General features: G+C 44.9%; 11 protein-coding genes. 9 read left to right on the top strand and 2 right to left on the bottom strand.

Annotation, left to right across the window (positions count from 1 at the left end):
- Positions 1–3: 3 nt before the first annotated feature.
- Both rnpA and rpmH read right to left on the bottom strand, forming a co-directional pair.
- A complete protein-coding gene (gene rnpA, locus ACKPBX_RS07900) occupies positions 4–348 on the bottom strand; it encodes a ribonuclease P protein component (RefSeq protein WP_086628714.1) in 345 nt (114 codons plus the stop codon).
- A gap of 225 nt (positions 349–573) precedes the next feature.
- Complete coding sequence (gene rpmH, locus ACKPBX_RS07895) at positions 574–708, bottom strand: 50S ribosomal protein L34 (RefSeq protein WP_072763781.1); 135 nt, start codon at positions 706–708, stop codon at positions 574–576.
- 570 nt (positions 709–1,278) lie between these two features.
- On the opposite strand from rpmH, the gene dnaA reads away from it, so the two are divergent.
- The 9 genes from dnaA (at position 1,279) to rpsR (ending at position 11,659) form a co-directional block, all read left to right on the top strand.
- Entirely contained in the window at positions 1,279–2,610 is a 1,332-nt protein-coding gene (gene dnaA, locus ACKPBX_RS07890; RefSeq protein ID WP_068562126.1) for a chromosomal replication initiator protein DnaA, read from the top strand.
- Positions 2,611–2,787: 177 nt separating this feature from the next.
- Complete coding sequence (gene dnaN / locus ACKPBX_RS07885; protein ID WP_086628715.1) at positions 2,788–3,939, top strand: DNA polymerase III subunit beta; 1,152 nt, start codon at positions 2,788–2,790, stop codon at positions 3,937–3,939.
- 363 nt (positions 3,940–4,302) lie between these two features.
- Positions 4,303–4,569 carry a S4 domain-containing protein YaaA gene (yaaA, locus tag ACKPBX_RS07880; RefSeq protein WP_068562139.1) on the top strand — a complete coding sequence of 89 codons (267 nt, stop codon included), beginning with the start codon at positions 4,303–4,305 and terminating at the stop codon, positions 4,567–4,569.
- Entirely contained in the window at positions 4,566–5,687 is a 1,122-nt protein-coding gene (recF, locus tag ACKPBX_RS07875) for a DNA replication/repair protein RecF (protein WP_086628716.1), read from the top strand. The genes yaaA and recF overlap by 4 nt, the downstream gene beginning before the upstream one ends.
- Before the next feature lie 4 nt (positions 5,688–5,691).
- The gene (gyrB, locus tag ACKPBX_RS07870) at positions 5,692–7,629 is read left to right on the top strand and encodes a DNA topoisomerase (ATP-hydrolyzing) subunit B (RefSeq protein ID WP_086628717.1); all 1,938 of its coding nucleotides are present in this window, start codon (positions 5,692–5,694) and stop codon (positions 7,627–7,629) included.
- Between the two features lie 54 nt (positions 7,630–7,683).
- Entirely contained in the window at positions 7,684–10,275 is a 2,592-nt protein-coding gene (gyrA, locus tag ACKPBX_RS07865) for a DNA gyrase subunit A (protein ID WP_319996419.1), read from the top strand.
- 214 nt (positions 10,276–10,489) lie between these two features.
- On the top strand, positions 10,490–10,783 hold the full coding sequence (gene rpsF, locus ACKPBX_RS07860; RefSeq protein WP_086628719.1) for a 30S ribosomal protein S6: 294 nt from the start codon (positions 10,490–10,492) through the stop codon (positions 10,781–10,783).
- A gap of 38 nt (positions 10,784–10,821) precedes the next feature.
- Positions 10,822–11,373, top strand: coding sequence for a single-stranded DNA-binding protein (gene ssb, locus ACKPBX_RS07855; protein ID WP_086628720.1), 552 nt, complete (start codon positions 10,822–10,824; stop codon positions 11,371–11,373).
- Positions 11,374–11,416: 43 nt separating this feature from the next.
- The gene (gene rpsR, locus ACKPBX_RS07850) at positions 11,417–11,659 is read left to right on the top strand and encodes a 30S ribosomal protein S18 (protein ID WP_068562133.1); all 243 of its coding nucleotides are present in this window, start codon (positions 11,417–11,419) and stop codon (positions 11,657–11,659) included.
- Positions 11,660–12,940: the final 1,281 nt, after the last annotated feature.

The raw sequence follows: 12,940 nt of genomic DNA, 5'->3' as shown, positions 1-12,940 counted from the left end.
AGTTTATTTTTTTTTCAAAAGGTTGGAAAGCTTAAGGACATGGGTCAGACTCTTTTTGACCTCCGCAGCCGACATTTCAGCAACCGGTTTACGCGCGATCACGATGAAGTCAATGTCCTGAACCAAATCTGCCTTCAATTCCGTGAGTGCCTGGCGGATTTTTCTTTTGACGGCATTCCGCACGACGGCATTGCCGATTTTTTTGCCCACGGACAAACCGACCCGAAAATGCGGTTGCCCCTTTTTATCAAGCACATAGATCACGAATTGGCGGTTCGCTTTGGACACACCATTATGAAATACTTTCTGAAATTCTTTTTCTTTCTTAACACGAAAAGATTTCCTCATGTTCTTCCCTCAAATCTGCAATCATAACATGCAAAAAAAATCTCCCCCAAATGGAGAAAAACAGAAAAATTTCTCTCTCCGTTATCATCACAAATATGAACCCACTCCCTAGGCATCTCTGCTGTCGGTTCTGTTGGACACATTTGTCATACTCTCCATTTAAGAAAGACATTTTTGCACTTTTCGAAATACTTAAAAAAAAAGACCACTGAAACGGTCAGTGATCTATGCAGAGATAACTTTTCTGCCTTTAGCGCGTCTTCTTGCTAATACTCTACGGCCGTTTTTTGTGCTCATACGTTTACGGAAACCATGAACGGATTGACGGTGACGTTTTTTAGGTTGGTATGTTCTTTTCATTGATCTTTACACCTCCTGATAAACTATCTTTCAAATAGGTTATATTTCACTGTTTAGACAGTCCATTAACATTATAAAGAGACAGAATGTGACCTGTCAAGTAAAATTGGTTCATTTTATTGAACTCACTGAGATATAATAGCACAAAACATTGAAAGATAAAATACCTTTCTTGAAAAAAAATTATTTCTCATCAAAATAAAATTATCCACAACCTTTTTTTTAATGCACAATGCCACGGGATAACTTCTGCAATCGCCCTGATTGCTCACACCTTCGACCCGGTTTATCCACATTCCTACAGCGTGTGTATTTCTACCGAAACCCCACCCGAAAAACCTGTGGAAAAGTGTATCAAACGTTGTAACAATGCATGTTTTAAAAACATTCCATTCCACAACCGACCGTGGACAACTGCTTCATCAACAAATCTTGTCCACACCCTTCCTGGACCTGTGGACAACTATTTATACACCGGTTAATTGTTTTATTCACAGCTGAAAAGAGTTGTGGAAAACTTTTTGATATAATGCTAAAATAAAAAGGACTCACTAAAAGGAGGTGTCCCATTTGGATGACATCTATTCATTATGGCGTTATCTGCAAGAAAAATTTCAAGAATCACTGTCCAAAGTCAGCTACGATACTTGGATAGACAGCGCAGTCCCGGTCCGACTGACTGATACGAATATCATCATCGAAGTTCCCTCTTCTTTACATAAAGATTATTGGCAAAATAATTTGATGAGCAGAATTGTTGAAGGCATCTACGAATTCAGCGGCAAAGAACTGACTCCCATTTTTATGATCAAGAACGAGGAAATGCCCGATATTGCAAAACCGACCATAAAACGCACCAACAACAATCGTCTCTTCAAGGATGCCCAACTGAACAGCAAGTATACCTTTGACACCTTTGTTATCGGAAAAGGAAACCAGATGGCTCACGCTGCCGCCCTCGTCGTGGCGGAGGAACCCGGCACAATCTACAACCCGCTCTTCTTCTATGGAGGCGTCGGCTTAGGCAAGACCCATTTGATGCACGCCATCGGCCATCAAATGCTGCAACTGCGGCCAACCGCACGGGTAAAATACGTCAGCAGCGAAACGTTCGCCAATGATTTCATCAATTCCATCCAGAATCGGACGCAGGAGCAATTCCGCAATGAATACCGCAGCGTCGACTTATTGATGGTCGATGATATCCAATTTTTTGCCGACAAAGAAGGAACGCAGGAAGAGTTCTTCCATACTTTCAATGCGCTTTACGATGAACGCAAACAAATCGTGCTGACGAGCGATCGCTTGCCGAACGAGATCCCGAAACTGCAGGAACGGCTCGTCTCGCGTTTTGCTTGGGGCTTATCGGTTGATATCACACCGCCCGATCTGGAGACACGCATCGCCATTCTGCGCAAAAAAGCCAACAGCGAACGCTTGGAGATCCCGGATGATACCCTCAGCTACATCGCTGGGCAGATAGATTCCAACATCAGGGAACTGGAAGGCGCGCTCGTACGGGTTCAAGCCTATTCAGCGATACAAGGGACCGACATCACCACCAGTCTGGCAGCGGACGCACTGAAGAGCATCATGCCTTCCGAAAAACCAAAAGCTTTATCCATCTATGCCATCCAGCAAGCGGTAGGAAAATATTATCATGTGACCGTAGAGGAATTGAAAGGCAAGAAGCGCACCAAGGGAATCGTGGTGCCAAGACAAATCGCCATGTACCTTTCCCGAGTGATGACGGACAATTCCTTGCCGAAAATCGGTTCCGAATTCGGCGGCAAGGATCACACGACTGTCATCCACGCGCACGACAAGATTGCCCTTTCCGTAAAAAAAGACCCTGTTCTGCAACGCGAAATCGAGACGATCCAAAACAGTCTGAAAAAATGATCCTCTCGCGCATTGTGGATAAGCCAATAAATAAGACGCCATTTACGAACACGTTATCCACAGGTGGAAAACGATTGGTTTTATCAGCTTATTTCACTTATCCACAGTATAAACAGGCCCTACTACTATTACTAATATTATTTAATTTATATGAATAACCATCGGAGGTCCCTTATTATGAAATTTTCCATTAATCGTCAGGTTTTGATCAAACACTTATCTGACGTACAAAGAGCTATTTCCAGCAGAACGACAATCCCTATTTTGACAGGTGTAAAAATCAGCGCTGATGAAAATGGAATCGTATTGAGCGGAAGCGACTCGGATATTTCCATCGAGACGCTTATCCCTGTGTCGGAAGAGAATAATCAGATCGAAATCCACACACAAGGCGGCATTGTCCTGCCTGCTCGTTTCTTCAGTGAAATCGTCAAAAAATTAGCTGATGAAAAAATCACGATTGAAGTCAAAGATCATTTCCAGACAAACATCACTTCCGCAAAAGCATCTTTCACCATCAACGGAATAGATGTAAACAACTATCCGAATTTCCCGGTCATCGATTCTAATGAAGTCATCACCTTGCCGACTGCTTTATTCAAACAAGTGATCCAGCACACGGTAATCGCAACGTCGACACAGGAAAGCCGTCCGATCTTGACTGGGGTGAACATGACCATCCAAGATGGGAAATTGACAGCTGTCGCTACGGACAGCCATCGTTTAAGTCAGCGCGTCATCTCGATCGCGGCTCCGGACTCACAGCTGGAAAAAACATACAATGTCATCATTCCCGGAAAAAGCTTGGTGGAACTCTCACGGATCGTTGAGAATCAAGCGACCATCGAAATGATGATCACGGAGAACCAAGTCCTTTTCAAAGCCGAAAATGTTTATTTCTACTCGCGCTTGCTGGAAGGCTACTACCCGGATACAAACCGCTTGATTCCAGCCAGCTCCAGCACGCAGATTGTCCTGAATGCCTATGATTTGCTGCAGGCTACCGACCGTGCCTCCCTGCTTTCGCATGAAGGAAAAAACAACGTCGTCAAACTGTCCATCGACGCAAACAAAGTCGAGTTATCAGGAAACTCTCCTGAGGTCGGCAATGTGGAAGAATCCTTGGCTTATGAGTCCGCCAGTGGCGATCCGCTAATCATTTCCTTCAATCCTGATTACATGAAGGATGCGCTGCGCACATTCGGCCAACAGGATGTCCAAGTCAATTTCACTTCTGCTGTACGCCCATTCACAGTCGTGCCGGCAGATCGTGAAGACGATAACGATAATTCGTTCATCCAATTGATCACGCCTGTAAGGACTTATTGATCCGATTGGTAAAATCCAAAAAGCAAGGAGACGATCCGATCGTTTTCTTGCTTTTTGCTTATCCAAAAATGAAAATGCTCGGACCAGCCGTTTTTCCCATAGGAAGAAAGTCTGCATGTGCTGCATTTGTTCGGCTAAAGATAAAATGACTGAAAAACGCGAATTTTAAATTTATAAGCCTATAGGCGCTTTCGTTTACATATAGCTAATTTGTATTGTTTTCGGAAAAAATTGAAATAAGGGCCTTTTTTTTCGCGAAAATTTGAAATTGATCAAAAAAAATAGTATAATAAACATATTAATGAGCGTTGTTGCGTGGATTTTATTTTCCACGCTTATTTTATTGGAAAATAGGTGAATTTCTTGAAAAATATTGTGAATATTGATGCTGAGTTCATTACTCTTGGTCAACTACTGAAACATGTTAATCTGATTTCCAGCGGCGGAATGGCCAAATGGTTCCTTTCAGAATATGTGGTTTACGTAGATAACGAAAAAGAAGACCGCAGAGGCCGCAAATTGTTTCCCGGTACGATGATCGACATCCCGGGTGAAGGCACTTTCTTCATCCAGTCAACAAAATCGGATAAAGAAGAGGCTGAGCAAGACAACAGTGAGTCCGAAGCATGATCCTGAAAGAAGTGACGCTGCAGAATTTTCGGAATTATCCGTCTCTTTCCGTGTCCTTTTCAGATGGCATCAATGTGTTTTTGGGTGAGAATGCGCAAGGCAAAACCAATCTCATGGAAGCAATCTATGCATTGGCTTTGGCAAGGAGTCCGCGCACGTCAAACGAAAAAGAGATGATTCGTTGGCAAGAAGATTCCGCCAAGATAACCGGCAAGATCCAAAAAAGGGTTTCTACCTTCCCTTTGGAAATCATCTTTTCAAAAAAAGGCAAGATTGCCAAAGTCAATCACCTGGAACAAAAAAAACTAAGCCAATACATCGGCCAACTGAACGTCGTGCTGTTCGCCCCGGAAGACCTGAATTTAGTGAAGGGCGCACCCGCCAACCGGAGAAAATTCTTGGATATGGAGCTGGGCCAGATGAACCCGGTCTATCTGCATGATCTTGTGCAATATCAGCGGATACTGAAGCAACGGAATCTTTATCTGAAGCAGTTGGTGACCGGCAAAGCCAAGGATGAAGTCTATTTGGATGTGCTGACTGAGCAATTGGCCATTTTGGGTGCCGATCTGTTGGTCTACCGTCTGCAGTTCATCAAAAAATTGGAAGCTTGGGCCCAACCGCTGCACAAAGAGATTTCTTTGGAGCGGGAAGAATTGACGATCGCCTACAAATCCAATATCGAGTTGTCTGACGAGATGGATAAAGACGCTCTTTTTTTGAAACTGATGGAAGCATTCCGTCAAGGGAAAAGCCGGGAAAGAGATCAGGCGGTCACCCTTTTCGGTCCGCACCGTGATGATCTGATTTTTCAGGTGAACGGGCGCAATGTCCAAAATTATGGCTCTCAAGGGCAGCAAAGAACGACTGTCCTCAGTCTCAAATTGGCGGAGATCGAATGCATGAATGAGGTCCTGGGGGAGTATCCGATCCTGTTGTTGGATGATGTCCTGTCAGAATTGGATGATGAACGCCAGACCCATCTGCTGAAAGCGATCGAGAAGAAGGTCCAGACCTTTTTGACGACAACCAGTTTGGATGGCATAAAAAAGAATAAGATAGACGAACCGACTATCTACCATATAAAAAACGGTGAAGTAGAAATGGAAGGTGTGTAACAGAATGGCAGAAAACGAAATGAACAAAGCGGAACGAGCAAAAGAATATGATGCCAGTCAGATCCAGGTCCTGGAAGGACTGGAAGCAGTCCGCAAACGTCCTGGGATGTACATCGGATCCACCAGTGGCGCAGGTCTGCACCATTTGGTCTGGGAAATCGTGGATAATTCCATCGATGAAGCGCTGGCCGGCTTTGCGACGAAAATTGAAATAATAATCGAAAAAGACAATAGCATAACCGTAACCGATAATGGCCGTGGTATTCCAGTCGATATCCAAGCGACGACTGGCCGCCCCGCTGTAGAAACGGTCTTCACCGTTCTTCATGCAGGCGGAAAATTCGGCGGTGGAGGCTACAAAGTTTCAGGCGGTCTCCATGGTGTTGGTGCGTCCGTCGTGAATGCCTTGTCTTCTGAATTGACCGTAAACGTCTATAAAGACAATAAAATTTATACCCAAACGTTCGTACGCGGGGACATCACATCCGATTTGACCATCACGGGAGATACCGATAAGCATGGTACGGAGGTCCGTTTCCTGCCCGATCCGGAAATTTTCAAGGAAACGACCGTCTTTGAGTTTGAAAAACTGGCTGTCCGTGTCAGGGAATTGGCTTTCTTGAACAAAGGATTGAACATTTCCATCACGGACAGACGTCCAGAAGAACCTGTGGAACAAGACTATTATTACGAAGGCGGAATCAAGAGTTACGTCGAGTTTCTGAACCGCAACAAAAAAGTACTTTTCGAAGAGCCGATTTACATCGAAGGCGAACAGGACGATATCCAAGTTGAAGTTGGCATACAATATACGGATGGCTATCATACAAACTTTCTGAGTTTCGCCAATAATATCCATACCTATGAAGGCGGAACCCACGAATCCGGTGCAAAGACCGCTTTGACCCGTGTCATCAATGACTATGCGAAACGCAATAAGATCATCAAGGAAAATGAAGAGAACCTGAGCGGGGAAGATGTACGTGAAGGCCTTACCCTAGTCCTCTCCATCAAACATCCTGATCCGCAGTTCGAAGGACAAACCAAGACAAAACTGGGTAATTCCGAAGCGCGTACCATCACCGACCGACTCTTTTCAACGTACTTCGATAAATTCCTGATGGAAAACCCGCAAGTCGCCCGTCAGATTGTCGAAAAAGGCATGTTGGCTGCCCGTGCGCGTTTAGCAGCCAAAAGAGCCCGCGAAGTGACCCGCAAAAAGAGCGGATTGGAAATCAGCAACCTGCCGGGTAAACTGGCCGATTGTTCAAGCAAAAATCCAGTGGAATCAGAACTGTTCATCGTCGAAGGGGATTCAGCCGGAGGTTCGGCAAAACAAGGCCGCTCCCGTTTCTTCCAGGCAATCCTGCCGATCCGCGGGAAGATTCTGAACGTAGAAAAAGCATCCATCGACAAAATCCTTGCCAACGAAGAGATCCGTTCGCTGTTTACGGCGATGGGTACCGGCTTCGGCGGAGACTTCGATGTTGCCAAAGCCCGTTATCATAAATTGGTCATCATGACCGATGCCGATGTCGATGGCGCGCATATCCGTACGTTGCTGCTGACCCTTTTCTATCGCTACATGCGTCCTTTAGTCGAAGCCGGATATGTGTATATCGCACAACCGCCTTTGTATCAAGTTAAGCAAGGCAAAAAAGAGAAGTATCTCGATTCCGATCAAGAGCTGGAAGAGTACTTGGCATCTATTCCTGAATCACCGAAACCAAGCATCCAACGCTATAAAGGACTTGGAGAAATGGATGCAGAACAATTATGGGATACGACCATGAACCCTGAGAACCGTCACTTCCTGCAAGTGACTGTCGATGATGCCGTCAAAGCCGACGAAACATTGAACATGCTTATGGGGGATCATGTAGAACCAAGAAGGAACTTCATCGAAGAAAATGCGGTCTACGTGAAGAACTTGGATATCTAAAAGGGGGTTGGAAATTAAATGTCTGATGAAATTGAAAAAATAAATGATCAAGCCATGGAACAAAGGGAATTAAGCCATGAAATGGAAACTTCATTCCTGGAATATGCCATGAGCGTTATCGTAGCCAGGGCTTTGCCTGACGTCCGTGACGGACTCAAGCCGGTCCATCGCCGGATTCTGTACGGCATGAGCGAATTGGGCGTTACGCCTGATAAAGCACACAAAAAATCCGCACGTATCGTCGGGGACGTAATGGGTAAGTACCATCCCCACGGTGACAGTGCCATCTATGAATCCATGGTGCGTATGTCCCAGGATTTCAGTTACCGTTATCCGTTGGTCGATGGACACGGAAACTTCGGCTCAATCGATGGAGACAGCGCCGCAGCGATGCGTTACACCGAAGCGCGGATGTCAAAAATCGCCTTGGAGATGTTGCGTGACCTCAACAAGGATACAGTCGATTATCACGATAACTATGACGGTTCCGAAAGTGAACCCGATGTATTGCCGGCCCGCTTCCCTAACCTGCTGGTGAATGGAGCTTCCGGTATCGCTGTTGGGATGGCGACAAATATCCCACCGCACAACCTGACGGAAGTCATTTCCGCCCTACATATCCTGATGAATGATCCGGATGCGACGACTGCCGAATTGATGGAGGCCGTTCCTGGCCCAGATTTCCCTACAGGCGGTATCGTCATGGGCAAATCAGGCATCAGAAAAGCCTATGAAACGGGCAAAGGCTCAATCATTGTCCGCGGACGTGTAGAGGTCGAAATCCTGAAAAACGGCAAAGAACGCATCATCATTTCGGAATTGCCTTACATGGTCAACAAAGCGAAATTGGTCGAACGGATTGCTGAACTGGCCCGCGATAAACGGATCGAAGGCATAACCGACTTGGCGGATGAATCCGACCGCGACGGCATGCGTGTTGTCATCGATGTCCGCAAGGATTTCAGTGCCGGCGTCATTCTGAATAATCTCTATAAATTGACGCCGCTCCAATCATCTTTCGGCTTCAATATGTTGGCGATCGTAAAAGGCATCCCTAAAGTGCTGGGACTCAAGCAGATTCTGGTCCATTACCTGGAACACCAAGAAGAAGTCATCCGCAGAAGAGCCGCATTCGATAAACGAAAAGCGGAAGCCCGTGCGCATATCTTGGCCGGTTTGCGGATCGCTTTGGATCACATCGATGAAATCGTAGCGATTCTGCGCGGTTCAACCAATGGCGATGCGGCCAAACAAATTTTCATCGACAAATACGGTCTTTCCGACAAACAAGCACAAGCCATTTTGGATATGCGTTTGGTGCGTCTGACCGGTTTGGAAAGAGAAAAAGTTGAAGCAGAGTATGATGCGCTGATGGCTTTGATTGCTGATCTGGCTGATATTTTAGCGAATGAGCAGCGTGTCTTCGACATCATCTATACGGAACTGCTTGAAATCCAAGAAAAATTCGGCGACAAACGCCGCACGGAACTTTTGGTCGGAGAAGTATTGTCGCTTGAGGATGAAGACTTGATCGAAGAGGAAGACATCGTCCTGACTTTGACCCACAACGGTTACATCAAACGTTTGCCGAACAGCGAATTCAGAGCCCAAAAACGCGGCGGACGCGGTGTCCAAGGCATGGGCATCCATGATGATGATTTCATCGAAACGCTGATTTCGGCATCGACGCACGATGTGTTGCTGTACTTCTCGAACCAAGGGAAAGTATACAAAACAAAAGGCTATGAAGTGCCTGAATACGGCCGCCAGGCAAAAGGTTTGCCGATCATCAACTTGCTGAACTTGGATGCCAACGAGAAAATCCAAGCCATCATCAATGTCAAAGGTGGCCCGCAAGACGGGGATTACTTGTTCTTCACGACACGGATGGGTACCGTCAAACGGACATCCGCCACTGAATTCCAAAATATCCGTCAAAGCGGTCTGCGCGCAATCAACCTGAAGGATGAGGATGAGCTGATCAAAGTATCCTTGACTGACGGCAACCAGAACATCATCATCGGAACGCACTTCGGCTATTCCGTAAGCTTTGATGAAAAGGACGTCCGCGATATGGGGAGGACCGCCACCGGTGTCCGAGGCGTGAAACTGAGAGAAAACGATTATGTTGTCGGCATGGATGTGCTGAAACACGAGTCGGAAGTTCTGATCATCACGGAAAATGGTTACGGCAAACGTACGGCAGCCGATGAGTATGCCATCAAAGGACGCGGCGGCAAAGGGGTCAAAACAGCCAACATCACTGAGAAAAACGGTAAATTGGTAGGGTTGACGACTGTCTCTGGCGATGAAGACATCATGATCATCACGGACAAAGGCGTCATGATCCGTTTCCACGCGGATGCCATTTCCCAAACTGGCCGTGCCACTCTGGGCGTGCGCTTGATCAAGCTTGATGGCGAAGCCATTGTATCGACAATGGCAAAAGTTGAGCGCGAAGAGGATGAAGAAGTTGTGGCACCTCTGAATGAGGAAGTGGGCTCAGAAGGCGAAAACAGCGCCTTAGAAGCAGCTGATGCTACCGAACAGGCAAATACACCAGATGCAGCGGAAACATCCGAAATGGCCGATAAATTGAGCGATTTCGCGGATGAACTGTTGGATGAAGAAGATTCGGAAGAATAAAACTTCGATACAAAAGCTAATACCGCTAAAACGGAGGAAACCGTCCCAGGACAGTTTCCTCCGTTTTTTTCGCCCTCTTTGAATGAGGCTGAAAAAAAGGCTTGCCATAAAAAATGAAATATGGTACAATCTTTAGATGTGAGTAATCCTGAAAAGGTACTCTCCTTGCTCTTACAAAAGTAAGGGCCAAAGTCCACAAGGAGGTGACAGTCAAATGAGCAATTACGAAATCAACTACATTATCCGTCCTAACATCGAAGAAGAAGCTAAAGCAGAATTGATCGCACGTTTCGATTCTATTTTAACTGATAATGGCGCTGAAGTTATTGAATCAAAAGACTGGGCGAAACGCCGTTTAGCTTATGAAATCAAAGATTTTCGTGAAGGTATCTACCATATCGTGAAAATTTCTGCTTCAGATGCTAAAGCAATCGACGAATTCGACCGTCTAGCAAAGATCAATAGCGATATCATTCGCCACATCGTTGTTAAAGTAGAAACTAAGTAAAGTGTTCCACGTGAAACATTTTGAAAGGAGTAAGATGAATGATTAATAATGTTGTCTTAGTCGGCAGACTTACAAAAGATGTTGATTTACGCTATACATCCAGCGGCACAGCAGTCGGAACCTTCGCTCTTGCAGTAAACAGACAGTTTACTAACCAAGCAGGAGAAAGAGAAGCTGACTTCATCAATTGTGTCATTTGGAGAAAATCTGCAGAGAATTTCGCGAATTTCACTCGTAAAGGCTCTTTAGTCGGTATCACTGGCCGAATCCAAACAAGGAATTATGATAATCAACAAGGACAGCGCGTATACGTGACTGAAGTCGTTGCAGATAATTTCACATTGTTGGAATCGAAAACAACTACCGAACAAAGACCGAGAGAGACTGGCGCAGCTTCTTCAAATCAAGCAGCTCCGAGTGCAAACTTCGGATCAAGCAAATCTTTTGAATCTAACCAAAACCAAGGACAGTATAATAATCAATACTCTTCTCCGAAACAAAACGGTTTTTCTGATTTTAACTCAACTGCTGATCCGTTTTCATCAAACGGAGAATCAATTGACATTTCAGATGATGATTTACCGTTCTAGTCTTTAGGACAGAACGGTTAGTTTAGGAAAAGGAGGAATTGACATGGCATTTCAACGTAACAGCAGAGGCGGACGCAAACGTAAGAAAGTTTGTTATTTCTGTGCTAACCACATTGATCATGTAGATTACAAAGAGACTGATTTATTGAAACGTTATATATCTGAAAAAGGTAAAATTTTACCTCGTCGTGTAACAGGTACATGCGCTAAACATCAAAGAACTTTGACTGTATCTATCAAACGTTCTCGTATCATGGCTCTTATGCCATTTACATTAGCAGAATAATATTAAGGGAGTCGCTTCCAGGAGCGCTCCTTTTTTTGTACCCAAAAACAGTTGCTGGATATGGACACGCATTGCATCTTAGCACCTACCCCCTCTTCCGGATACAAATTTTTTTTGAAGTGCCCTATCCGCTTCTATCGAACGAGCGTATGGTCAGATAAAGCAAACTGCTTGATGCATCGTTCTGAGAGGCTCCGCCCAAGCACTAAATCAGCCAAGTAGACACTATATTTATCTATCAGGGTGAGCCGGATCATTCCGATAACACTATCCCTCAATACATGGGACACTCCATTTAAACGCCCCACCCTCCGCTTCTTACTGACAGAAATACTCCAAAGTATTTTTCATAAGCGCTGGTTCCCTCTACCTGGGTATTCTCCATCGATAGATATAAGGATAGGCACTAGAATGCTCTGATCGGGCCATTATATCCCTGTGAGAACGAACCATCCTAAGTCATGGGTAAATACTTCTAATAAGAATGCAGATGCTGTCAGAGGCTCAAATTTCGCTGATTTCAATAAAAGAAAAACAAACGGCGATACAATGTTCCACGTGGAACATTGTATCGCCGTTTGTGATGCTGAATAACTTCTGGATTGCTCCAATATATTTTCCTTAGTGGGTATTGCTCTCAAAAATTGAAAGTGGGAATCCCCAAAAAGTATCACCTGCGGATCTAGGCCATCTCCTGATGCGTATGCTTCATTCATAAATAATATATTTCTGAAACAGGCAGAACTGGATTGTTTGGGATTGGCTACAGTTTTCAATCCAGCAAACAATAAGACATCCCCTTCTATCCCCCGTACTGTAGTAGTTACCCGATACGTAACAACACATATCAGCGACATACCTCCCCTGTTTTCTTAAGGGCTATAAAACAGATAGTGATGCCCCACGAAATCAGACTCATTCAATTGAATATATTGCAGATGAACTAAGGACTTGGCATCATGAGATACCCATCCGTCTGTGCGTGAAAAGTTGCCGATATTACATTTATAGCTATCGAAATTATTAATAGATGCATAGGATCAGGTCCCGGATTGAAAAAAATATACATGGCATCAAAAAATGAAAACAAATTGGCACTATTCAAATAGGGTCATCCTTACTGTTGAAGGTTTTCGTTTAAGCTGTATATTCCTAAGGTGCAGCTGAATTGAAATGATGGATATTCTGAAGTTATTCATCAATGACACATGGCCAAAGTCGCTGGCTTGTGCCGCCACCCATTGATTTACGGCGGATGACTTCACCCTTGCTGCAACGGAC

Origin of the sequence: Trichococcus shcherbakoviae (assembly GCF_963666195.1) — a bacterium.
GTDB lineage: Bacteria > Bacillota > Bacilli > Lactobacillales > Aerococcaceae > Trichococcus > Trichococcus shcherbakoviae.
The sequence above is the reverse complement of the archived record's forward strand: the minus strand, read 5'-3'. Positions and strand labels throughout refer to the sequence as shown.